Here is a 23,986-nt window from a genome sequence, read left to right as displayed (position 1 = left end):
CGTACCGCTGCGCCGCGCTGATCGGTGAAGGCTGCGTTATCATCGCGGTTTTTGCCGGGGGTTCAGATGGCCAAGGCCAAGCGCATGTACGGCTGCACCGAGTGCGGCGCAACCTTTCCCAAGTGGGCCGGGCAGTGCGGCGAATGCGGCGCCTGGAACACCCTGACCGAAACCATGGTCGAGAGCGGCGGTGCCGCCGCCCCGAGCGGGCGCACCGGCTGGGCCGGGCAGCAGGCCCAGATCAAGACCCTGGCCGAAGTCAGCATCGAAGAGATTCCGCGTTTTTCCACAGCCTCCGGCGAGCTCGACCGAGTGCTCGGCGGTGGTCTGGTGGACGGTTCGGTGGTGCTGATCGGCGGCGATCCCGGCATCGGCAAATCGACGATTCTGCTGCAGACCCTGTGTAACCTCGCCAAGAGCATGCCGGCGCTGTACGTCACCGGCGAGGAATCCCAGCAACAAGTCGCCATGCGCGCACGTCGACTTGGGCTGCCGCAGGATCAACTGCGGGTCATGACCGAAACCTGCATCGAAACCATCATCGCCACCGCCCGCCAGGAAAAACCCAAGGTGATGGTGATCGACTCGATCCAGACGATCTTCACCGAACAACTGCAATCTGCACCGGGCGGCGTGTCCCAGGTGCGCGAAAGTGCGGCGTTGCTGGTGCGCTACGCCAAGCAAAGCGGCACGGCGATTTTCCTCGTTGGCCACGTAACCAAGGAAGGCGCACTGGCGGGCCCGCGCGTTCTGGAACACATGGTCGACACCGTGCTGTATTTCGAAGGCGAGTCCGATGGCCGGTTGCGCCTGCTGCGGGCGGTGAAAAACCGTTTCGGCGCGGTCAACGAATTGGGCGTGTTCGGCATGACCGACAAGGGCCTGAAAGAAGTCTCCAATCCTTCGGCGATTTTTCTCACCCGCGCTCAGGAGGAAGTCCCGGGTAGCGTGGTGATGGCAACGTGGGAAGGCACCCGACCGATGCTGGTGGAAGTCCAGGCGCTGGTGGATGACAGTCACTTGGCCAATCCGCGTCGGGTGACGCTGGGTCTGGATCAGAACCGTCTGGCGATGTTGCTGGCGGTGTTGCATCGGCATGGCGGCATTCCGACCCACGATCAGGATGTGTTCCTCAATGTGGTCGGCGGGGTGAAAGTGCTGGAGACCGCGTCCGACCTGGCGTTGATGGCCGCCGTCATGTCGAGCCTGCGCAACCGTCCGTTGCCCCACGATCTGCTGGTGTTCGGTGAAGTCGGCCTGTCTGGCGAAGTGCGCCCGGTGCCGAGTGGTCAGGAGCGTTTGAAGGAGGCCGCCAAGCACGGCTTCAAGCGCGCGATCGTGCCCAAGGGCAACGCGCCGAAGGAAGCGCCGGCAGGGTTGCAGATCATTGCGGTGACGCGCCTGGAGCAGGCGCTGGATTCACTCTTCGAGTGATCAAAGCTCCATCAATGCCCCAAGCTCCCGTTCGAGCTCGGCCTCATCCCCGAGGTTGAGCTCGATCAGGCGACGCAGGCGCTGGATCGATTCCAGGCTGATGTGCCGGCACTGGAAGCCCAACTGGCCGTGATTGTCGTGCGCCAGTTGCACATCCATCTGGATGTCGGTGTCGTCGCTCAGGTGAATGTCGACGTTGAAGTCCTGCGTTTCATCCCCCAGCCACGGCTCCGGCCGTTCGATCAGCAGCCCTTTGAGCGAGAGGTCGATCAGCTTCACCGGCCAGATGTACTCGCCCTGGCTCAATTCGGTTCTGGCATCGAACGCGATACGTTTGAAGCGGCGACGCTCGGACGGGTGCTCGCTCATGGCGCAATCCTCTGGACGGTTCGCTGACTATAGACCCGCCACGTCGAGTGTTGCCAGTCAGGCAGGGCGTCCGACCAATGTCGGGGTATGGCCTTTGCCGCCAGTAGCGCTAAACTCGGGGTGGCTGTCTTTCTTGTCCACCCTGGCTGGAATAATAAAATGAAAAATAATAATAGCCCGCTGCGCCACTTACCCTGGCTAGTGCTGGCAATCGTAGGAGCGTGCGCCCTGGGCGTAGTGGCATTGCGCCGAGGCGAGGCGATCAACGCCTTGTGGATCGTGGTCGCCGCGGTGGCCATTTATCTGGTTGCGTACCGTTACTACAGTCTGTTCATCGCTAACAATGTGATGCAACTCGATCCACGCCGGGCCACCCCCGCCGTGCTCAACAACGACGGTCTGGACTACGTGCCGACCAACAAACACATTCTCTTCGGACACCACTTCGCGGCCATCGCCGGCGCGGGACCACTGGTCGGCCCGGTACTGGCGGCGCAGATGGGTTACCTGCCCGGCACGCTGTGGCTGATCGCCGGCGTGGTGTTGGCGGGCGCGGTGCAGGACTTCATGGTCCTGTTCATGTCCACCCGTCGCAACGGTCGTTCTTTGGGCGACATGGTGCGTGAAGAAATGGGCCGCATCCCCGGCACCATTGCCCTGTTCGGCTGCTTCCTGATCATGATCATCATCCTCGCGGTGCTGGCGCTGATCGTCGTAAAAGCCCTGGCCGAGAGCCCGTGGGGCATCTTCACCGTGATGGCGACCATCCCGATCGCGATGTTCATGGGCATCTATATGCGCTACATCCGCCCGGGCCGCATCGGCGAGATCTCGGTGATCGGCGTGATTCTGCTGCTCGGCTCGATCTGGCTCGGTGGGCAGATTGCCGCTGACCCGGTGTGGGCCAAGGCTTTCAGCTTCACCGGCGTGCAAATCACCTGGATGCTGATCGGTTACGGCTTCGTTGCCGCTGTGTTGCCGGTCTGGCTGATCCTCGCCCCGCGTGACTATCTGTCCACGTTCCTGAAGATCGGTACCATTATCGCCCTGGCGATCGGCATCCTGGTCACCATGCCCGAGCTGAAAATGCCGGCGCTGACCCAGTTCGTCGACGGCACCGGCCCGGTATGGAAGGGTGGTCTGTTCCCGTTCCTGTTCATCACCATCGCGTGCGGTGCGGTATCGGGCTTCCACGCACTGATCTCGTCCGGCACCACGCCGAAGCTGCTGGATAACGAAACCAACGCCCGTTACATCGGTTACGGCGGCATGCTGATGGAGTCGTTTGTGGCGATCATGGCCATGGTTGCCGCTTCGGTGATCGAGCCGGGCGTGTACTTCGCCATGAACAGCCCGGCTGCCGTGGTCGGCGGTGATGTGGTGGCCGTGGCGACCGCTGTCAGCAACTGGGGTTTTGCAATTACCCCGGATGCGCTGCAAGCGGTAGCGCACGACATCGGCGAAACCACCATTCTGGCCCGTGCCGGTGGTGCCCCGACCCTGGCGGTCGGTATCGCGCAGATACTGCACAGTGTCCTGCCGGGTGAAAACACCATGGCGTTCTGGTACCACTTCGCGATCCTGTTCGAAGCGCTGTTCATCCTGACCGCAGTAGACGCCGGCACCCGTGCCGGGCGCTTCATGCTGCAGGATCTGCTCGGCTCCTTCGTACCGGCACTGAAACGTACCGAATCCTGGACCGCCAACCTGATCGCCACCGCCGGTTGTGTGGCGATGTGGGGCTGGTTGCTGTATCAGGGCGTGATCGATCCGCTGGGCGGCATCAACACCTTGTGGCCGCTGTTCGGTATCTCCAACCAGATGCTGGCCGGTATCGCGCTGATGCTCGGCACCGTGGTCCTGATCAAGATGAAGCGCCAGCGCTACATCTGGGTCACCCTGCTGCCAGCCGCCTGGCTGCTGATCTGCACCACGACCGCAGGCTTCATCAAGCTGTTCGACGCCAACCCGGCCGTGGGCTTCCTGTCGCTGGCCAAGAAGTACAGCGATGCACTGGCCGCAGGGCAAGTGATAGCACCGGCCAAGAGCGTCGAGCAGATGCAGCACGTGATCTTCAACGCTTACACCAACGCAACGCTGACCGCGCTGTTCCTGTTCGTGGTATTCGGCATCCTGTTCTATGCGCTCAAGGTCGGCATCGCTGCCTGGGGCAAAAAAGAGCGTACGGATAAAGAATCGCCATTCCAGGCCCTGCCGGACGCGTAACCAGAGGATTGCACCATGTTCAATGACCTGAGTCGCCTCGGTAAATACCTCGGTCAGGCCGCGCGCCTGATGGTCGGCATGCCCGACTACGACACGTACGTCGAGCATATGCAAACCAAGCACCCGGACAAACCGGTGATGAGCTACGAGATGTTCTTTCGCGAACGTCAGGAAGCCCGTTACGGTGGCAAGGGTGGGCCGAAGTGCTGTTGAGCCGCTGATCGCGGTTCACCAGAAGTGAGGTGGGAGCAGGTCTTTCGGCCTGCTCCCATTTTTATTTGTGCAATTGAAGGAGATCGAGTTTGTCTTCTCCCATCCCGGTCACGGTGCTCAGCGGTTTCCTCGGCGCCGGCAAGACCACCTTGCTGCGTCATCTGTTGAAAGCCGAGCACGGTCTGAAAATCGCCGTGATCGAAAACGAATTCAGCGACGCCGGCATCGACACCCAACTGCTGGGCGACGAGCCGGTGCAGGTCATGACCCTGGCCAACGGCTGCGTCTGCTGCACCATCCACACTGACCTGACCAAAGCCCTGTACCTGTTGCTCGAACGGCTGGACAGCGGCGAAATCGCCTTTGATCGCTTGGTCATCGAGTGCACCGGCCTGGCCGACCCGGCCCCGGTGGCGCAGACGTTTTTCATCGACGAAGAACTGCGCGAGCGTTACCTGCTCGACGGCATCATTACCCTGGTGGATGCCGCTCACGCCGAGCTGCACCTGACCCAGACCATCGCCCAGGCGCAGATCGGTTTCGCCGACCGCTTGCTGGTGAGCAAGACCGATCTGGTGGACGAGGCCGCATTCACCGCGCTCAGCGAGCGCCTGACGCGCATCAACCGTCGTGCGCCGATCCGCGTGGTCGAACACGGCAATATCGATCTGTCCGAATTGCTCGATGTGCGCGGTTTCAACCTGAATGCCGATCTGGGCGGCGGGGTGAGTCTGCGGCCGGTCAGCAAGGCGCCGTCCATCGACCGGATTTCCAGCCTGGTGCTGCGTACCGATCAGCCGCTGGATATCGATCAGCTCAGCGAGTTCATGAACGAATTGCTGGAAGAACACGGCAAGCAACTGCTGCGCTACAAGGGCGTGCTGAACATCGCCGGGGAAGATCGGCGGTTGGTGTTCCAGGGTGTACTGAAGTTGTATGGCTTCGACTGGGACACCGAGTGGGCGGAAGGCGAGGCGCGGGAAAGCGTGATCGTGTTTATCGCCGACGATTTGCCGGAAGAGAAAATCCGGGCGGGGTTTGCCAGGGTAGCGGCGAACTGAGTCCGCCGCTGTCTCAGTGCATGGAACCGCTGAGAATCGTCTGTTCCAGATGATCCAGATGACGGTTCATCAGCGACACCGCCTCGGCGGCGTCATCACGCTCGATCGCCTCGACGATCCGGGCGTGATCCTGCCAGCCGCAACAGCTGTGCGTGGTTTCAGTGCATCGCGCAATCGCCAGTGAGGTCAACGGCACCAGAGTGCCGAGAAAATGCGCCAACGGTGCATTCCCCGCCATGTTCGCCAACTGCAAATGAAACTCCCCGGACAGGCGAATCGCCGCCCCGCGTCGGTCTTTATCCACAGCCTGGCGCTCGCGTTCGATCAAGGTTCGCAGGCGCTTCAGATCTTCAGCCTGCGCATGCTGGCAAGCCAGTCGCACCAGCGTGTTCTCGGCCAGACGCCGGGCGTGCAAGGCCTGACGGGTCTGCTCGGCGTCCGGTGCGGCAACCCGTGGTCGATGGTTGGCCCGCAGCACGATGATCTGCTCATGGGACAGTTGGGTCAGCACCCGACGCACATCGGCGCGGCTGACACCGAACATGTGCTTCAGGCTCTCTTCGGTAAAACGGCTGGCGGCATCGAGGCGCTGTTCGAGGATTGCGTCGAACAGTCGCGGATACAGATCCTCCACCGGCGCTTGCAGGCGGGAGAAGGGCAGGGCCGCCGAGGTCTGGCGAGGGTGCGACGGCGTGGCAAGACTGTTCATGGCCGGTCTCCAGTGTGAGGCGTTTCAGGTGTTCAGGTTGTCATCCGGAATATTCAGTTCGATGCCCATGCGCTGGCCTTCACGCAGGATGTGCCGGCGCATTTCGGCGCTGGCCTGAGCGCTGTTCTTGCTGCGGATCGCGCGCACCACGGCTTCGTTTTCCTCTAGGCGTTCGGCCAGATGTTCAGGCGAGTTGCGCAGCACTTCGGCGCTTTGTTTGAGGGCGTTGCTGGTCTGTTGCACCACGCTCTGGAAAATCGGGTTAGAGGTCAGGGTGAACAGTTCTTCGTGGAAGGCGATGTAGGCGCTGACCCCGGCCTCGCTGTCGCCGGCTTCGAGGGCCTCGCGCATGTCCATCAAAGTCAGGCGCAGTTGCCCGACTTCCTTGCTGCTGATCGACTGCGCCACCAGACCGACGATGAACGGTTCGAGGGTGTAGCGCAGTTGCAGCACGTCTTCGAGGCTGGCACCGGCCACGGCGCTGTCGTGGCTTTGGCTGTCACTGGCCTGGGCGTCGAGCACCACCACGCCTTTGCCCGGCATCGAACGCACCAGGCCGAGGGTTTCCAGCACGATCACCGCTTCGCGCAGGCTCGGGCGGCTGATGCCCAGTTGTTCGGCCAGTTCGCGCTGGCCCGGCAGCATCTCGCCGGAGCGCCACTGGCCACGGGCGAGGGCGGCCCGGAGTTTTTCGACCACTGAGTTGACGACGGTTGATGTAGTAATCACGTGTTCGCTCCATGAGCCGTGCCTGCATTTGCGCAGGCACGGCGGTCATTCAGAATTCTTTGGCCGCCGCTTGAGCGGCCGTTTTTCTCGGCTGAAAGTTATAGCCCTGCTCGCCGTTGAGCACCTTGTTCGCCCGTTGCACATCGATGTCCTTTTCCCAGCGGGCGATGGCCACGGTGGCGACGCAGTTGCCGATCAGGTTGGTCAGCGCCCGGCCGATGCCCATGAACCAGTCCACCGCCAGCACCAGCACCAGACCGACCACCGGAATCGCCGGGATGGCCGTCAGCGTCGCGGCGAGAATCACCAGCGCCGAACCGGGAATACCGTGGGCGCCTTTCGAGGTAATCAGCGACACCAGCAGAATCGTCAGCAGATCGGTCATGGCCAGCGGCGTGCCGGTGGCGTTGGCGATGAACACGATGGCCAGGGTCAGGTAGATCGAAAAACCGTCGAGGTTGAACGAGTAACCGGTCGGAATCACCAGCCCGACGGTGGAGCTGCCGATGCCCAGGTGTTCCAGTTTGCGCATGATCTGCGGCAGCACGGCGTCGGAGGATGCGGTGCCCATGACGATCAGCAGTTCTTCGCGCAGGTACTTGAGCAGCGGCCACATGCGCAGGCCGGAGGCGCGCATCACCAGACCGAGAATCACGCTGACGAAAGCGATGCACGTCAGATAAAACAGGCCGACCAGACTGCCCAGATGTTGCAGGGAGTCGAGGCCGTATTTGCTGGTGGTGAAGGCGATGGCACCGAACACACCGATCGGTGCCAGACGCACGATCATGCCCATGATGCGGAAGATCACATGGCTCAGCTCGTTGATCAGCCGCGAGATTCCGGATGCCGCCTCGCCCACCAGATTCAACGCGCTGCCGAACAGTACAGAAAACAACAGCACTTGCAGGATGTTGTTGTCAGCGAAGGCGCCGAGTACCGAGGTCGGGATCAGGTCCATCAGGAACTGGGTGGTGGTGTGCATGTGCTGGCCGCGTTCGGCGATGTCGCCCATGTCAGCGGCGGACAGCTGCTCCAGATGGATGTTGGCGCCGCTGCCGATCCCGGTGCTGAACGCGAACACCAGACCGATCACCAGCGCGATGGTGGTCAGCACTTCGAAGTAGATCACCGACTTGAGGCCGATGCGTCCGACCTTCTTCAGGTCGCCGGCGCCGCTGATGCCGCTGACCACCACGCAGAACACGATCAGGCCGATGAGCATCTTGATCAGTTTGATGAAACCGTCGCCGAGCGGTTTGAGCTGGGCCGAATATTCAGGAAGGGTCAGCCCGCAGACGATGCCGAGCACCAGTCCGAGAACCACTTGGAGGAAGATTGAACGCGAGCACCATCTGAGCATGGGAGGAATCCTGGTCGGTGTCCTGGCTGCCGTGCGCGGGGCGCATCAGATTCAGGACTTAATTATTGTGGTCTTACCGGTATGTCCAGTGCGGGTGCAGTCTAGGCGCTGTTTTTTACGGATCGCAAGTGAAAAATGACGAATTGGCATGACCGGTCTGACCAGTTGGGCGTAATGCCCCGACCTTGAGCCATTCGCAGTCCGAAACTTTTTTGCGGGCGAAAAAAAACCGGCCATCACTGGCCGGTTTTTCATGCTGCGGTTTTAACGTCGCAATTAAGCGCCGTATACCGGCAGTTTCTTGCAGATGGCTTTGACTTTCTCACGAACGGCGTCGATCACCGCTTCGTTGTTCAGGTCAGCCAGGATGTCGCAGATCCAGCCGGCCAGCTCTTTGCACTCTGCTTCCTTGAAGCCGCGAGTGGTCACAGCCGGAGTACCGAAGCGCAGGCCGGAAGTGACGAACGGGGAGCGTGGATCGTTTGGCACGGAGTTCTTGTTCACGGTGATGAACGCTTTGCCCAGAGCGGCGTCGGCGTCTTTACCGGAGATTTCCTGCTTGATCAGCGACAGCAGGAACAGGTGGTTTTCAGTACCGCCGGAAACCACGTCGAAACCGCGCTCGATGAACACGCCGGCCATGGCCTGGGCGTTTTTCACCACTTGTTGCTGGTAAGCCTTGAACTCAGGCTGCAGTGCTTCCTTGAAGCAGATCGCCTTGGCGGCGATCACGTGCTCCAGCGGGCCACCCTGGGCGCCCGGGAATACCGCAGAGTTCAGCTTCTTCTCGATGTCGGCGTTGGCGCGAGCCAGGATCAGGCCGCCACGTGGACCGCGCAGGGTCTTGTGGGTGGTGGTGGTCACGACGTCAGCGAAAGGAACCGGGTTCGGGTAGACGCCAGCGGCGACCAGACCGGCCACGTGAGCCATGTCGACGAACAGGTATGCGCCAACCTTGTCGGCAATGGCGCGGAAGCGCGGGAAGTCGAGGATCTGCGAGTAGGCAGAGAAACCGGCCACGATCATTTTCGGCTTGTGTTCAACAGCCAGGCGCTCGACTTCGTCGTAGTCGATCAGGCCGTTGGCGTCGATGCCGTACTGGATGGCGTTGTACAGCTTGCCGGAGGAGGAAACGCTGGCGCCGTGGGTCAGGTGACCGCCGTGAGCCAGGCTCATGCCCAGGATGGTGTCACCGGCCGACAGCAGGGCCAGGTAAACAGCGGCATTGGCCTGGGAACCGGCGTGCGGCTGAACGTTGGCGTAGTCGGCGCCGAACAGTTCCTTGGCGCGGTCGATGGCCAGTTGCTCGACAACGTCGACGTACTCGCAACCGCCGTAGTAGCGCTTGCCCGGGTAGCCTTCGGCGTATTTGTTGGTCAGTACCGAGCCTTGAGCTTCCATCACCGCTGGGCTGGTGTAGTTCTCCGAAGCGATCAGCTCGATGTGTTCTTCCTGGCGCTGGGCTTCTTGCTCCATGGCGGCAAAAAGATCGGCGTCGTACTTGGCAATAGTCAAATCACGGCTGAACATGGCGGTCCTCAAGGATCGGGGGCAGAAAAGGGGGGCATTCTAACCCAACGGGTTTTGGATGGCATATGAAACGACATCATGTCGCAGACAAGTGGCGTTCATGACCAGATATGTGGCGTCCGTGCCGGCCTTTTCCTGGCCAGCCGGTTCGCACAATAGCCGGGTTGGCGGCAGGATTCCGTGATCGACATCAATCCCTGTGGGAGCGAGCCTGCTCGCGAAGGCCGCCCCGCCGATTTTCAGTCGAACATGAACAGCGCGTCATTGCTGAACTGCGCCTCGAAGCGGGTGGCCGGCATCGGTCGCCCGAACAGATAACCCTGAACCTCGTCGCAACCGTGCTCGCGCAGGAAGTCCAGTTGTTCATGGGTTTCCACGCCTTCGGCGATTACCGCCAGGTTGAGGCTGTGAGCCATGGCGATGATCGCCCGGGCAATCTGCGCGTCCTGCTCGCCGGACGGCAGGCCGTCGACGAAGGTGCGGTCGATCTTCAGCACATCGATCGGGAATTGCTTGAGGTAGTTCAGCGACGAGTAACCGGTGCCGAAGTCGTCGACCGCGATGCTCAGGCCGAGGTTCTTCAGGCCGGCAAGGATCTGCATCGCTTCGCTGACTTCGCGCATCAGGATACTTTCGGTCAGTTCCAGTTCCAGGCACGCCGGCGGAAGGCCGGTTTCCTTGAGAATGGTAGCGATCCGCGTGCCGAGCTGGCCGTCGGAGAACTGCCGGGCGGAAATGTTCACCGAGACCTTCGGCACGCGCACGCGGCTCTGGTGCCAGGTCTTGAGCTGACGACAGGCCTCGCTGATGACCCAGTCGCCGACGTCCACCACCAGTCCGAGTTCTTCGAGCACCGGAATGAAATCCCCCGGCGGCACCAGCCCGCGACGCGGATGACGCCAACGCAGCAGGGCTTCGGCGCCGGTCAGGCGTTTGCCGTCGCCGCTGAACTGCGGCTGGTAATACAGCACGAATTCGTTCTGCTCGAGGGCGTGGCGCAGGTCGCTTTCCAGTTCCAGGCGTTCCAGCGCACTGGCGTTCATGTCGGCCTGATAGAACTGGAAGTTGTTCTTGCCGCGCTCCTTGGCGTGGTACATCGCGGTGTCGGCGTTCTTCATCAACTGACTGAGTTCGTTGCCGTCCTGCGGGCTCAGGGCGATGCCGATACTGGCCGTGACGAAGAACTCGCGACCCTCCAGTACGAACGGCCGCACCAGGCTGCCAAGAATCTGCTCGGCCACGTGGATCGCACGGTTCAGTGCCATTTCGCGGCTGGAACGGTGTTGCAGGAGCAACGTGAATTCGTCGCCGCCCATCCGCGCCACGGTGTCGTCATCGTCGACGCAGGCTAGCAGCCGGGTGGCCATGTCCTTGAGCATGCGGTCGCCGGCGGCGTGGCCGAGGGAGTCGTTGATCGGTTTGAAACGGTCGAGGTCGAGGAACATCAGCACCACCCACGACTTCTGCCGGTCGGCCGATTGCAGCGCGGTGTGCAGGCGATCCTGGAACAGCGTGCGGTTCGGCAGGTGGGTCAGGGCGTCGTAGTAGGCGAGGCGGTGAATCCGTTGTTCGCTGGCCTTGCGCTCGCTGATGTCGCTGAAGAAGCACACATAACTGGCCAGATCGCCTTCGTCATCGAGCACCGCAGTGATGCCTACCCACGCCGGGTAGTGCTCGCCGTTGCGCCGCTTGAGCCAGACCTCACCTTCCCAGGTGCTGTGCTGATGCAATTGCTTGAGCACGTAGCGCAGGTGCGCATCCTGCTGTTCGTCGACGGTGAGCATGTTCGGCAACTGGTCGAGCACTTCGCTCACCGCGTAGCCGCTGACGCGACTGAACGCTTCGTTGGCCTGCACGATGTAGCCGGCCGGGTCGGTGATCAGGATCGCCGAAGTCGAATGCTCGAATACCGTGGCCGCCATGCGCAGGTCTTTTTCGGCGCGGCGCTGCTGGCTGATGTCGCGACCGACACCGAGCACGCCTTCGAACGCACCGTGCTCATCCCACACCAGTACCAGGCGCAGTTCGATCGGGATCTTGCGGCCATCGGCGCGCAGGCAGTCGAACAGGAACATCTGGGTCTGCACCTGACTGCGCAGGATTGCCAGTTGCTCGGGCTTGTCCAGGGCTTTGCTGACCCGGTCCATCAGGTGATAGATACCGTTGAGTTGCTGCGGGTTGGCGATGGTCGACTGCCAGCCGTTCTGGAAAATCCACTCGGCGTCGTAGCCCAGCACCGCTTGCACCGACGGGCTGACGTAGTTGAGCGACAGCTTGCTGTCGGTGGAGAAGATCACGTCGCTGATGCTTTCGGCGAGCATCCGGTAGCGTTGTTCACTGTCACGCAGGGATTCGCTGGCTTCGATCTGCTCGGTGATGTCCTTGGCCACACCGATGATCCGCGTAACCTGATCGTGTTTGTCCCGGGCCAGCGCCTGTTCGCGGATATCGAAACGCCGCCACTTGCCGTCGCGATGACGGAAGCGCAACTGGCATTGCAGCAACTGGCTGTAACCGGCGTGACGCTGCATCTGCCGCGAGCGGTGGTAATAGTCGGCGTCTTCGGGGTGCAGGAGGATTTCCCAGAAATACTCGCCCATCTGGTGCAGTTCGCTGCGGTTGTAACCGAGGGTCTGGCCCAGGTGGTGGTTGCTGAAAATCATCCGCTGGCTGATCACATCCTGCACGTACAGGTGATCCGGCACGGTACGCACCACGTCCGACCAGAAGCCCTCGCGCTCCAGCAGCGACAGTTCGATCAGCTTGCGGCTGGTGATGTCGTTGATGCTCAGAATCACGGCTTTGTAGTCGTGTTGCTCATGAGGCAGGCGCAGCACCAGCCACAGGTGCTGGTCGCGGCCGTTGATGTCCGGCAGTTTGATTTCCAGTTCCAGCTGCTTTTGTTGCTGGAGCACGGCGTCGAGCACCTGATTGCCGATGGCGCACTGACTGTGCGGGTGACCGTCGATCAGCAGCTGCCAGGCGTGGTCGCAGGAATTGACGTTGAGCAGTTGCAACGCCACCTGGTTGACCTCGGTGACTCGCAGTTCCTGCAGCAATTGCTGACGCTGTTGCGGCTGGTCGAGCCAGGCCTTGAGCTGGTCGCTGGTCTGGATCTGGGCCTTTTCGAAAACCTGTTTCAGTCCCGAAAGATCCAGCACGCACAGGGCCACACCGGTGCCTTCGAAAATGTCCTGATAACGGCGGCGTCCTTCATGCACCTGGCGCTGGCGGCGGCGCATGTTCAGCAAGGCAATGAACGGCAGCAGGGACAGCGCCAGGCCCAGCAGGCATTTGCCGATGAACGCCGGCAGAAGTTCCTCGAGTACGTGTTGCCGGTCGAACAACCCGCGCAGTTGCCAGTCGCTGCTGCTCAGGGGCACGGTCAGCACGCTGTTGGCCAGATCTTCGGGTGTCAGGGTGCTGGCCTTGGTGGAAGGAAGGCCTTCGTCGCGGCTGATGATCTGGTGATTGATGCGGTTTTCCACCAGCCACAACGGGCGGATGCCGGTCTCGCCCTGTTTGGTCAGCGAGGCAAAGAAGGTCGGGGTCAGGCGCAGCGCCCAGTAGCCGCGCGTGCTGCCGCTGGCCTGATGCAGCAACAGATGAACCACCGAGCCGTCATCGGCGTTGCTGAAATAATGTGCCTGGGCGTGGCTGCGGCGCACCAGATCGCTGAGGTAGTCGGCGTCCTTGCTGTCGGTGGCGCTGTCGCTGAGGATTTTTCCCGACGGGCTGAGCAAAGCCATGCTCTGCAGGTCAGGCAGGGATTTCTGCAGCTTGCGCAGCAGCGCCTGCTGTTCGTCGGCAGACTGCGGCTGTTCGACGATCGGTAGCAGATTGAGCGCGATCTGCGCATTCAGCGACATGTTCAGGCTGACTTGCGAGGCGAGATCGGCGGTGTAATCGATGGTGTACTGACGCTGGTTTTTCTGGGTTTCGCGCAGTTGATCGAGCAGTTGCCAGAACAGCAACGCCAGCAGCATCAGCACCAGCGTCGCCAGCGCGCCTTTCAATGTTCCGCGCAGGGACGAGCCGGGCGCCGGTTGGGTGCTGCTCACAGAGGCTGGCGGAGTGACATTGGACAAGCTGTAATCCTGCGGTTTGGCTGGACTGGCGCGACGTGCACTATAAGCCGGACGCCCAAAGGGCGGCTAGCATGCCTTGAGTTGTGGCGAAGTGCCAGCCCCGCTCGGCTGGACTGCCTTCTGTCATTAAGGTAGCTTTGCCGGTTACGCGGGAGCGTTCCAGCTCCTAGACTTTCCGCGCGCACGCATTGATATCTTCTAGTGAACGACGCGCACGGTCTGGCCGGGCATTGCCTGTGTCCCAATCATTCATCAGTCACTGACCCAAGGTTCTCCATGGCTCAATACGTCTTCACCATGCATCGGCTGGGCAAAGTTGTTCCGCCGAAGCGGGAAATCCTGAAAAACATTTCTCTGTCCTTCTTCCCGGGCGCCAAGATCGGCGTACTCGGCCTCAACGGTTCGGGTAAGTCCACGCTGCTGAAAATCATGGCCGGCGTCGACACCGAATTCGAAGGCGAAGCGCGCCCGATGCCGGAACTGAACATCGGTTATCTGCCGCAAGAGCCGCAACTTGATCCGACCAAGACCGTGCGTGAAGTGGTCGAGGAAGCGGTCAGCGTGATCAAGGATGCGCAAGCGCGTCTGGACGAGGTCTACGCCGCCTACGCCGACCCGGACGCCGACTTCGACAAGCTGGCCGCCGAACAGGCCAAGCTCGAAGCGATCCTGCAGGCCAGCGACGGTCACAACCTGGAGCGTCAACTGGAAGTCGCCGCCGATGCGCTGCGTCTGCCGGCCTGGGACGCCAAGGTCGAACACCTGTCCGGTGGTGAAAAGCGTCGTGTGGCCCTGTGCCGTCTGCTGCTGTCCGCCCCGGACATGCTGCTGCTCGACGAACCGACCAACCACCTGGACGCCGACTCCGTTGCGTGGCTCGAACACTTCCTGCACGACTTCCCGGGCACTGTGGTAGCGATCACGCACGACCGTTACTTCCTGGACAACGTCGCCGGCTGGATTCTGGAACTCGACCGCGGCGCGGGCATTCCTTACGAGGGCAACTACTCGGGTTGGCTGGAAGCCAAGTCCGATCGTCTGGCCCAGGAATCCAAGCAGCAATCGGCCCACGAAAAAGCCATGAAAGAAGAACTGGAGTGGGTGCGCAAAGGCGCCAAGGCCCGCCAGTCGAAATCCAAGGCACGTCTGCAGCGCTTCGAAGAAATGCAGTCGCAGGAATTCCAGAAGCGTTCGGAAACCAACGAGATCTACATCCCGGCCGGTCCGCGCCTGGGCGACAAGGTCATCGAATTCAAGAACGTCACCAAGGGCTACGGCGATCGCGTGTTGATCGACAACCTGTCGTTCTCCATGCCGAAAGGCGCCATCGTCGGCGTGATCGGCGGTAACGGTGCCGGTAAGTCGACCCTGTTCCGCATGCTGATGGGCAAGGAAACCCCGGACTCCGGCAGCATCGAGATCGGCGAAACCGTGCAACTGGCCTGTGTGGACCAGAGCCGCGAAGACCTGGACGGCAGCAAGACTGTGTTCCAGCAGATCTCCGACGGTTCCGATCAGATCCGCATCGGCAACTACGAGATCCCGTCGCGTACCTACGTCGGTCGCTTCAACTTCAAGGGCGGCGATCAGCAGAAGTTCGTCAAGGACCTGTCCGGTGGTGAACGCGGTCGTCTGCACCTGGCGCTGACCCTGAAGGAGGGCGGCAACGTCCTGCTGCTCGACGAACCGTCCAACGACCTCGACGTTGAAACCCTGCGTTCCCTGGAAGAAGCCCTGCTGGACTTCCCGGGCGCCGCCATTGTGATCTCTCACGACCGGTGGTTCCTTGACCGCGTCGCGACGCACATCCTGGCGTACGAAGACGACTCGCAGGCGGTGTTCTTCGAAGGCAACTACACCGAGTACGAAGCCGATCGCAAAAAGCGCCTCGGCGAAGCAGCGGCCCAGCCACACCGGGTACGCCACAAGAAACTGGCCTGATTTCAGGTTGGTTGCATGAAAGAGCGGAGCCTTCGGGCTCCGCTTTTTTTTTGCCTGCAATCCGCCGTGATTTATAGCGTGTGTACTATTTGTTTTCATAAATGCGACATTTTTGTCTGTTGCTGTGTACAGATCGTTTGTTACAGTCCGGCTCAATCTCTTCCAACGACAACAAATTTGCCGAGACTTTTCCCATGATCGAATCCGTCGAATCCTTCCTCGCCCGTCTGAAAAAACGCGATCCGGATCAACCCGAATTCCACCAGGCCGTCGAAGAAGTCCTGCGCAGCCTGTGGCCGTTTCTCGAAGCCAATCCGCACTATCTGACCTCGGGCATTCTGGAGCGCATCTGCGAGCCGGAGCGGGCGGTGGTGTTCCGGGTGTCGTGGGTCGACGATCAGGGCAAGGTGCAGGTCAATCGCGGCTTTCGCATCCAGATGAACAGCGCCATCGGCCCGTACAAGGGCGGCTTGCGTTTCCATCCTTCGGTGAATCTGGGCGTGCTGAAATTCCTCGCCTTCGAGCAGACCTTCAAGAACTCCCTGACCTCGCTGCCCATGGGCGGCGGCAAGGGTGGTTCGGACTTCGATCCGAAGGGCAAGAGCGACGCTGAAGTCATGCGTTTCTGCCAGGCGTTCATGAGTGAGCTGTACCGCCACATCGGCGCCGACGTTGACGTGCCGGCAGGTGATATCGGTGTTGGTGCACGGGAGATCGGTTTCCTGTTCGGCCAATACAAGCGCCTGAGCAACCAGTTCACCAGCGTGCTGACCGGCAAGGGCATGACCTACGGCGGCAGCCTGATCCGCCCGGAAGCCACCGGTTTCGGCTGCGTGTATTTCGCCGAGGAAATGCTCAAGCGCCGCGAGCAGACCGTCGAAGGCAAGCGCGTGGCGATTTCCGGATCCGGCAACGTCGCGCAATACGCGGCCCGCAAAGTGATGGACCTGGGCGGCAAGGTGATTTCCCTGTCCGATTCCGAAGGCACGCTGTATTGCGAGGCCGGCCTGAGTGAAGAGCAGTGGCTGGCGCTGCTGGAGCTGAAAAACGTCAAGCGTGGGCGGATCAGCGAGTTGGCGGCCGCGTTCGGCCTGGAGTTCCGCGCCGGTCAATTGCCATGGTCGTTGCCGTGCGATATCGCACTGCCATGCGCCACCCAAAACGAACTCGACGCCGAAGCTGCCCGCACCCTGCTGCGCAACGGCTGCATCTGTGTGGCCGAGGGCGCGAACATGCCGACCACCCTCGAGGCTGTGGATATCTTTATCGAGGCGGGCATTCTGTTCGCGCCGGGCAAGGCATCGAATGCCGGCGGCGTGGCGGTCAGCGGTCTGGAAATGTCGCAGAACGCCATGCGTCTGCTGTGGACGGCGGGTGAGGTGGACAGCAAGCTGCACGGGATCATGCAGTCGATCCACCACGCCTGTGTGCATTACGGTGAGGAAAACGGCCGGATCAACTACGTCAAAGGCGCGAACATCGCCGGTTTCGTCAAAGTCGCCGACGCGATGCTGGCGCAGGGCGTGGTTTAAGCACTGTGGTTCAAGAGCGATCGATGCGGATCACTTCAATCAGTTGATTGCCGGCCGGACGCTGCCACAGCACTTCGTCGTTGAGTCGCGCGCCAAGCAGCGCGCGGCCCAATGGTGACGCCCAGTTGATCAGGCTGTTGGCGGCATCGGCCTGGTCTTCGCCGACCAATTGCACCCGGCGCTCGGTGTTGTGTTCGTCGGCGTAGGTGACCCAACTGCCGATCTGCACCTTTTCGTTGGAAGTCGGGGCTGGCGCAACCTGAGCGCTGCCGACCCGCTGATTGAAATAGCGCAAATCCCGTTCGAGATCGGCCAGCCGCTGTTTGTCAGCCTGTTCGCCCATGGCCGTCTGTTCGGCGTGCAGCGTCTGCAGCTCGGCGACTTTCGCCTGCAACTGGGCAAGCCCCTGCGGCGTGACGTAATTGGGCTGCGTGCTGACCTGCCGTTCGACCGGCTGATCGGCTTGCGCAGCGGCGTTGTCTTCGTTGACGAAAGCACGGCTCATGGTGACCTCCTGTGACAACCGTTGGGCCATGGTCGCAGGCTAAAGGTTTCGCCGGATGTCTGGAAACGACCTACTGCGAACGATAAGCCCGCGCGGCGCCCTGATCTTTCTGTTGCTGCCAGGCCCGCTCGCGCTCGTCCCAGTGTTCGTTGCGATACTCCTCGCGATCCTTGTTTTCCAGCATCGCCTGACACTGGCGGAAACCGTCGCTCCAGCCCTCGGCGTATTGCGGATCCTTGAGATAGCGCGGCACGTTCTTGCGAAACTCGCCGCTGATCGAACCGGCCGCCTGACGACCGCTGATGCAACCGTCATCGAAACCGTCGGCGAACGCCGGTGGATAACCCTTGGCGATCAGATCTTCGTGGGTGCTTTGACAGCCACCCAGCAACAGCAACACACCCAGCAAACCCGCACACCGCCACATCTGACTCTCCCGCGCCGTTCTCCGGCTTACAGGGAAAGTCTAGAAGCGGATTCGTCGACGGGGTGTGAAAGGAAGATCAAAACCTCAGTAGTGATACCACTTCACTTCCAGCATCACCTCGGTTTCCGGTGTTGCCAGATGGCTGAATTCACGCTGGGCACTCAGGCGCAAACCCAGGTTGCGGGACAATTCCCACTGTTGATTCAGGCTCAGGCTGCGGCGCACTTCGCCGTTGAAGAAGTAATCGCCCTTGGCCTCCACGCTGAGATTGCCCAATGGGTTTTTCCACAACACGCCGGTATTGAAACCACCTGCGGGGGAAACGAATTCGGCGAAATCATTGTTGTGTTCAACGCGCACGGTGCCGAGGGCAAATCCCAGTACATCATCTCCCAGCGCCCAGGTTCCACCGCCGCCACCGTTGACATGGCTGACCAGCGTTTCGTCATCATGCTTGCCCGGCACCCGCTCCAGACCGCCGGTGACTTGCCACGACAACGGGTGCAGCAGCGCATTGCGTGGCGTCAGTGAGCGGATGGTCGCCAGATCCAGTTGCTGGAACTGCCAGTGATTGCCTTCGTACTGGCGAAGTTTCATCTGCAGGATTTCGATCTGCGCGCCGAGGGGGAAACTTTCGGCGTTGTCGTTTAGGTCGTGATAGGCCATGCGCAAGCCGTACTCGCCGAATGCGCGGTCGCCACGGGTGCCGAGACCGGCCTGCCAGGTGCGGGACTCGTGGCCGTCCTCAGGAAGCCCCGGTTGCGGGATTTGCAGCTCCGGCGCCGGGTTCTTGTTGATCGCCCGCAGCAATTCGAAACTGCGCTGCGCTCGCTGCGGATCGCGCTCCTGGCCGTTGGCGCGGTAGCGTTCCAGTCGATACGCCGCGTCGACGATCAGTGCTTGCCGGTCCCGGGGCAGGGCCTTGAAGGCCGGGTCCTGCAATTGCTGCTGGTCGGCGCTGACTTTCAGCACCCAGTCCTGTTCCTCGCCGGTCAGTGGCTCGGCGCGGCTGAGCAATTCACGCTCGCGGGACGGGCGGTATTCGATGTGCTCGACCAGTCCGGCTTCTTTCACCGCTTTGACGGTGTCGGTGGGAATCGCGGTCAGCGGGAATTGTTCGGTCAGACGCAGGCTCGGACGCGCGACCTGCAACAGTTCGAGCAGGCGATAGGAGCAGTTTTCGTCGAAGAAGAAATAGTCGAACTGAATCTGCTTGAGCTCCCACACATGCTCGACCATGCGTGCGGTTTCGGCTTGTGTCAGGTTGAGCCGGTATTCCCACAAATCGCGGTTTTCCAGGCTGCGGTATTCCGAGAGTTTTTCCTGATACGGCACCAGAGCGAACAGCCCCGGATAACCGCCCATCAGGCCTTTCCAGGCATACAGGATGCTGTTGTCCGAGCCTTCTATGTAGGCGCCGAAGTTGATCGCGTAGCTGAGCAGCGAGGTCTTGTCGCTCTGCACATCGGCTTGATCGATGCGCAGCAGGGTGTGGCCGAACATCGACGACGGGCTGTTGAGATAGGCCGCCGGAAAAATCATCACCGCACTGTGGGGCGAAACATCCTTGAACCATTTCTTGAATTCGGCGCAGTCCGGCGTCGGCAGGTCGGTCAGGTTGAGCTGATCTTTCAGCCAGCGGGTGCGGGCCGGGTAGACGCATTGGGCGTGTTGCTCACCAAGACTGGCTGGGGCGTACAGCGCCTGGACCGTGGCCGCCAGTTCATGGTCGGGGTGTTCGTTGCCGTCGGCGGCGAGGAAGAACTTTTTGTCGCTGACGTAGCTGCGCCAGCCGCCGAGCTTGGCGGTCTCGTAATGGCCGAGGGAAATCCAGAAGCGGTCGTTGGCCAGTTGCTGCAAACGTTGAGGGTCGATGTGGGGCGCGGCGGACAGCGGGGCGCAGACACACAGCGCCAGCCAGGCAAGGCGTTTGAGCATAGGTGGCAACTTAAGTCGAAAGAAACAAAAGACCCAGGGAGGGCGGGCCGAAAAAACAAAACCCGCTTCCCGAAAGAAGCGGGTGGGGTCGAGCTTAAGCCTGAGTCGCGTACTTGGCCAGACGAGGGTCTGCTTTCAGCACGGCCAGGGTGTTGGTATGCACGTCTTCGGCGGTCACGTCAGCCTTGCTGAAGATCTGCTGGAAGTGCTCGTGAGTGACGGCGGCGAAGTGCGCACGGTCTTCCGGCGCAACGCCCAGTACCACGGCATAGGTCGTCAGCGCTTCGCCGTTGCCTTTTGCCATGTCTTCGGACAGCTCGTTCATCATGCCATTCATGGCAAACCAGGATTTGCCGCCGTAGGTCAGCGAGGCGTTGGTGGAGCAACCGTTGGTGCCGGACGTCATGCCGAACGTGGCGTTGCCCGAGGTGCCGTTGGTGGTGGATGCCAGGAAGTGAGCCGGGGTGCCACGCTGACCTTCGAACAGCATGTTGCCCCAGCCGCAATCCGGACCGCCTGGCGCCTGAGCCATGGCGTTGATGGATACAGCGGTGAAGAGAGTACCGAGAAGAATCCGTTTCATAGCTTTGTTCTCTTTTATGTGCGTACCAATGGACAGGGTTCTGGCCCCGCTCTCTACATCAAAACGCCACTTGGCGAGTTTTCGTACAGACCTTCTGGCGCCAGTGGGCCGGTATTAGTTCCAGCCGCGCATTTTGGAGTTTAGGCAGGTTCCCGTGGTTCCGTGATTTTTTGCAGCATATTCGTGATCCGGCCCGGTTTTGCGGGGCCGGCCGCGGGGTTGGCCGGTTGTCTATGCTTTGTCGTGTGGCGCGCCTTGCCAGTGGGGCACGGGCAGCGCCAGAATGCCGCTATCTGCCCCGCCTGATTGTTAAGGAAGCCCGATGCCTGATCCTGTTGCTGCCAGCTTGCGTCTAGCGCCCGAAGCGCTGACCCGTCCGTTTTCCGCTGAACAGTTCAGCTTCACTACCACCAATGATCTGGAGCCCTTTCGCGGTGTGCTTGGCCAGGAACGTGCGGTCGAAGCCTTGCAGTTCGGTGTGGCCATGCCACGCCCCGGTTACAACGTATTCGTCATGGGCGAGCCCGGCACCGGCCGTTTCTCGTTCGTCAAACGCTACCTGAAGGCCGAAGGCAAGCGCCTGCAGACCCCGGCGGACTGGGTCTATGTCAATAATTTCGACGAGCCGCGCGAACCCCGCGCCCTGGAACTGCCATCGGGCAGCGCCGCGGCGTTCATCGGTGACATCAACGGCTTGATCGACAACCTGCTGTCGACATTTCCCGCGGTGTTCGAACACCCGTCCTACCAGCAAAAGAAGAGCGCCATCGACCGCGCCTTCAACCAGCGCTATGACAAGGCACTGGACGTCATCGAGCGTCTGGCCCTGGAAAAAGACGTCGCCCTGTACCGCGACAGCAGCAACATCGCGTTCACCCCGATGCTCGAAGGCAAGGCGCTGGACGAGGCTGAATTCGCCCAGTTGCCGGAGTCCGAGCGCGAGCGTTTCCACGAGGACATTTCCGGCCTCGAAGAACGCCTGAACGAAGAACTCGCCAGCCTGCCGCAGTGGAAGCGCGAGTCGAGCAACCAGTTGCGTCAGCTCAACGAAGAAACCATTACTCTGGCGTTGCAGCCTTTGCTCGCACCGCTGTCGGAGAAGTACGCGGAAAACGCCGCGGTTTGCGGTTATCTGCAAGCGGTGCAGGTCTATCTGCTGAAAACCGTGGTCGAGCAACTGGTGGACGACAGCAAGACCGACGCCGTTGCACGCAAGCTGCTGGAAGAACAATACGCGCCGAGCCTGGTGGTCGGCCATCCGGCCAGCGGCGGTGCGCCGGTAGTGTTCGAGCCGCATCCGACCTATGAAAACCTGTTCGGCCGAATCGAATACACCACCGATCAGGGCGCGCTCTACACCACGTATCGCCAGTTGCGCCCGGGTGCGCTGCACCGCGCCAACGGTGGTTTCCTGATCCTCGAAGCGGAAAAGATGCTCGGCGAGCCATTCGTATGGGATGCGCTCAAGCGCGCCCTGCAATCGCGCAAGCTGAAAATGGAATCGCCACTGGGCGAGATGGGCCGTTTCGCGACCGTGACGCTCAACCCGCAGTTCATTCCGTTGAATGTCAAAGTCATCATCATCGGTGCGCGTCAGCTGTATTACACGCTGCAGGACCTCGATCCGGACTTCCAGGAGATGTTCCGCGTCCTGGTGGATTTCGACGAAGACATCCCGATGGTCGACGAAAGCCTGGAGCAGTTTGCCCAGCTGCTGAAAACCCGCACTTCGGAAGAAGGCATGGCGCCGTTGACCGCCGACGCGGTGGCGCGTCTGGCGACTTACAGCGCACGTCTGGCCGAGCACCAGGGGCGTTTGTCGGCGCGGATCGGCGATCTGTTCCAGTTGGTCAGCGAGGCGGATTTCATCCGCCACCTGGCCAACGATGAAATGACCGACGCCGGCCACATCGAGCGCGCTCTGAAAGCCAAGGCCACCCGTACCGGACGTGTATCGGCGCGGATTCTCGACGACATGCTGGCGGGGATCATCCTGATCGACACCGACGGCGCGGCGGTCGGCAAGTGCAACGGCCTGACGGTGCTGGAAGTGGGCGATTCGGCGTTCGGTGTGCCGGCGCGGATTTCCGCCACGGTGTACCCGGGCGGCAGCGGTATCGTCGACATCGAGCGCGAGGTCAACCTCGGCCAGCCGATTCACTCCAAGGGCGTGATGATTCTCACCGGGTATCTGGGCAGCCGTTACGCCCAGGAATTCCCGCTGGCGATTTCCGCGAGCATCGCTCTGGAGCAATCCTACGGTTATGTCGATGGTGACAGTGCGTCGCTGGGCGAGGCCTGCACGCTGATTTCGGCCTTGTCGAAAACCCCGCTCAAGCAGTGCTTCGCGATCACCGGTTCCATCAACCAGTTCGGTGAAGTGCAGGCGGTGGGCGGGGTCAACGAGAAGATCGAAGGCTTCTTCCGCCTCTGTGAAGCGCGCGGGCTGACCGGCGAGCAGGGCGCAATCATTCCGCACGCCAACGTCGCCACGCTGATGCTCGACGAGAAAGTGCTGGCGGCGGTGCGTGCCGGGCAGTTCCACGTTTACGCGGTGCGTCAGGCGGATGAAGCGCTGAGCCTGCTGGTGGGCGAGCCTGCCGGTGAGCCGAACGAGGAGGGCGAGTTCCCGGAAGGCAGCGTCAACGCGCGCGTAGTGGAACGTCTGCGAGTGATTGCCGAAATGATCAGCGAAGAAGACCTGAAAGAAGCCGAGAAGGAACTGGCGCAGGAGGCACTGGCCGAGGCCAAGCCGGCGTAAGCCTGGGCCATCGTCAGACAAATGGGAGCCTTGTGCTCCCATTTTGTTTTGTCGCGAACGTCGGCAAAAGTGCCATCACTCTGGCGTCAATATCCACACAATGACCATTCGGCGCCTTCTGGTTCTGCACGGTTGGCGCGGCGGACTTTTCTTCTATTCTCAGCTCAAGGACATCGACAGTATCACGGGATCGAAACAGTCCTTCAGCAAGGGCTGAACACCGGCTTTACCGAGGGTCGCCGCCATGTCGCGCAACCTCTGCCTCACCCGTCAGTGCCTGGGTCTCGTGACCCGAATCGAATGCGCCATCAAGCCGTTGGCCGGCGATACCGGCATGTGGACTTTACTCTTCGCCGCCGGCATGGCCGGTGAACAACCTTCCGCCATCAAGGCCCAGGGCCCGTTCCACGGGCCGGTCGCCGCCGAATCGATCCTCGATACCATCGTCGAAAGCCTGACGATGCACGGCTACGAACTGGCCAATGATCCGCAGATCTGGTCCTTGCACCTGCAAGCCCAGCTGCGGCAGATCAACGGTGGGCGCGGACGCAATCTCGGCGTTTTCGATCATTAGCAC

At 61.3% G+C, this 23,986-nt stretch carries 18 protein-coding genes; 8 read left to right on the top strand and 10 right to left on the bottom strand.

Annotated features, from left to right (window positions below):
• Positions 1-66: 66 nt before the first annotated feature.
• Positions 67-1,434: a DNA repair protein RadA gene (gene radA, locus ACKLNA_RS24035; RefSeq protein ID WP_114885656.1), complete on the top strand. Its 1,368-nt coding sequence runs from the start codon at positions 67-69 to the stop codon at positions 1,432-1,434.
• On the opposite strand, the gene ACKLNA_RS24030 is transcribed toward radA, so the two are convergent.
• Positions 1,435-1,803, bottom strand: a complete 369-nt coding sequence (locus ACKLNA_RS24030) for a PilZ domain-containing protein (protein ID WP_248743707.1) — start codon at positions 1,801-1,803, stop codon at positions 1,435-1,437.
• A gap of 159 nt (positions 1,804-1,962) precedes the next feature.
• On the opposite strand from ACKLNA_RS24030, the gene ACKLNA_RS24025 reads away from it, so the two are divergent.
• The 3 genes from ACKLNA_RS24025 (at position 1,963) to yjiA (ending at position 5,303) form a co-directional block, all read left to right on the top strand.
• Positions 1,963-4,029 (top strand): carbon starvation CstA family protein, encoded by a 2,067-nt coding sequence (locus ACKLNA_RS24025; protein WP_408987300.1) that lies wholly within the window; start codon positions 1,963-1,965, stop codon positions 4,027-4,029.
• Between the two features lie 15 nt (positions 4,030-4,044).
• Positions 4,045-4,242, top strand: coding sequence for a YbdD/YjiX family protein (locus ACKLNA_RS24020; protein WP_003228401.1), 198 nt, complete (start codon positions 4,045-4,047; stop codon positions 4,240-4,242).
• Positions 4,243-4,331: 89 nt separating this feature from the next.
• Positions 4,332-5,303 carry a GTPase gene (gene yjiA, locus ACKLNA_RS24015; protein WP_408987299.1) on the top strand — a complete coding sequence of 324 codons (972 nt, stop codon included), beginning with the start codon at positions 4,332-4,334 and terminating at the stop codon, positions 5,301-5,303.
• A gap of 13 nt (positions 5,304-5,316) precedes the next feature.
• Here the strand turns inward: yjiA and ACKLNA_RS24010 are convergent, their stop codons facing one another.
• The 5 genes from ACKLNA_RS24010 to morA form a co-directional block, all read right to left on the bottom strand.
• On the bottom strand, positions 5,317-6,012 hold the full coding sequence (locus tag ACKLNA_RS24010; RefSeq protein ID WP_408987298.1) for a GntR family transcriptional regulator: 696 nt from the start codon (positions 6,010-6,012) through the stop codon (positions 5,317-5,319).
• 24 nt (positions 6,013-6,036) lie between these two features.
• Complete coding sequence (locus ACKLNA_RS24005) at positions 6,037-6,741, bottom strand: FadR/GntR family transcriptional regulator (RefSeq protein WP_085712210.1); 705 nt, start codon at positions 6,739-6,741, stop codon at positions 6,037-6,039.
• Between the two features lie 49 nt (positions 6,742-6,790).
• A complete protein-coding gene (locus ACKLNA_RS24000; protein WP_085732867.1) occupies positions 6,791-8,104 on the bottom strand; it encodes a C4-dicarboxylate transporter DctA in 1,314 nt (437 codons plus the stop codon).
• Positions 8,105-8,380: 276 nt separating this feature from the next.
• The gene (gene glyA, locus ACKLNA_RS23995) at positions 8,381-9,634 is read right to left on the bottom strand and encodes a serine hydroxymethyltransferase (RefSeq protein ID WP_085655048.1); all 1,254 of its coding nucleotides are present in this window, start codon (positions 9,632-9,634) and stop codon (positions 8,381-8,383) included.
• 239 nt (positions 9,635-9,873) lie between these two features.
• Entirely contained in the window at positions 9,874-13,722 is a 3,849-nt protein-coding gene (morA, locus tag ACKLNA_RS23990; RefSeq protein WP_248743711.1) for a cyclic di-GMP receptor MorA, read from the bottom strand.
• A 276-nt stretch (positions 13,723-13,998) separates the two neighbouring features.
• Between morA and ettA the strand changes: the two genes are divergently transcribed.
• Together ettA and gdhA are read left to right on the top strand one after the other, a co-directional pair.
• Positions 13,999-15,663 (top strand): energy-dependent translational throttle protein EttA, encoded by a 1,665-nt coding sequence (gene ettA / locus ACKLNA_RS23985; protein ID WP_007950976.1) that lies wholly within the window; start codon positions 13,999-14,001, stop codon positions 15,661-15,663.
• Positions 15,664-15,857: 194 nt separating this feature from the next.
• The gene (gene gdhA / locus ACKLNA_RS23980) at positions 15,858-17,195 is read left to right on the top strand and encodes an NADP-specific glutamate dehydrogenase (RefSeq protein ID WP_305835577.1); all 1,338 of its coding nucleotides are present in this window, start codon (positions 15,858-15,860) and stop codon (positions 17,193-17,195) included.
• 10 nt (positions 17,196-17,205) lie between these two features.
• On the opposite strand, the gene ACKLNA_RS23975 is transcribed toward gdhA, so the two are convergent.
• The 4 genes from ACKLNA_RS23975 to ACKLNA_RS23960 all read right to left on the bottom strand — a co-directional run bounded on the left by ACKLNA_RS23975 (position 17,206) and on the right by ACKLNA_RS23960 (position 20,648).
• Entirely contained in the window at positions 17,206-17,700 is a 495-nt protein-coding gene (locus ACKLNA_RS23975; RefSeq protein ID WP_408987297.1) for a GreA/GreB family elongation factor, read from the bottom strand.
• A gap of 70 nt (positions 17,701-17,770) precedes the next feature.
• A complete protein-coding gene (locus ACKLNA_RS23970) occupies positions 17,771-18,127 on the bottom strand; it encodes a hypothetical protein (RefSeq protein WP_085712204.1) in 357 nt (118 codons plus the stop codon).
• A gap of 84 nt (positions 18,128-18,211) precedes the next feature.
• Positions 18,212-20,065, bottom strand: coding sequence for a DUF4105 domain-containing protein (locus tag ACKLNA_RS23965; RefSeq protein WP_408987296.1), 1,854 nt, complete (start codon positions 20,063-20,065; stop codon positions 18,212-18,214).
• Between the two features lie 94 nt (positions 20,066-20,159).
• The gene (locus tag ACKLNA_RS23960) at positions 20,160-20,648 is read right to left on the bottom strand and encodes a DUF3015 domain-containing protein (RefSeq protein ID WP_007950971.1); all 489 of its coding nucleotides are present in this window, start codon (positions 20,646-20,648) and stop codon (positions 20,160-20,162) included.
• A 322-nt stretch (positions 20,649-20,970) separates the two neighbouring features.
• On the opposite strand from ACKLNA_RS23960, the gene ACKLNA_RS23955 reads away from it, so the two are divergent.
• Complete coding sequence (locus tag ACKLNA_RS23955) at positions 20,971-23,409, top strand: Lon protease family protein (RefSeq protein WP_119430135.1); 2,439 nt, start codon at positions 20,971-20,973, stop codon at positions 23,407-23,409.
• 244 nt (positions 23,410-23,653) lie between these two features.
• Positions 23,654-23,983, top strand: a complete 330-nt coding sequence (locus ACKLNA_RS23950; protein ID WP_085712201.1) for a hypothetical protein — start codon at positions 23,654-23,656, stop codon at positions 23,981-23,983.
• Positions 23,984-23,986: the final 3 nt, after the last annotated feature.

This window comes from Pseudomonas sp. UV AK001, assembly GCF_046097675.1.
Classification (GTDB): domain Bacteria; phylum Pseudomonadota; class Gammaproteobacteria; order Pseudomonadales; family Pseudomonadaceae; genus Aquipseudomonas; species Aquipseudomonas kribbensis.
This window is presented reverse-complemented; position numbering and strand designations above follow the sequence as displayed.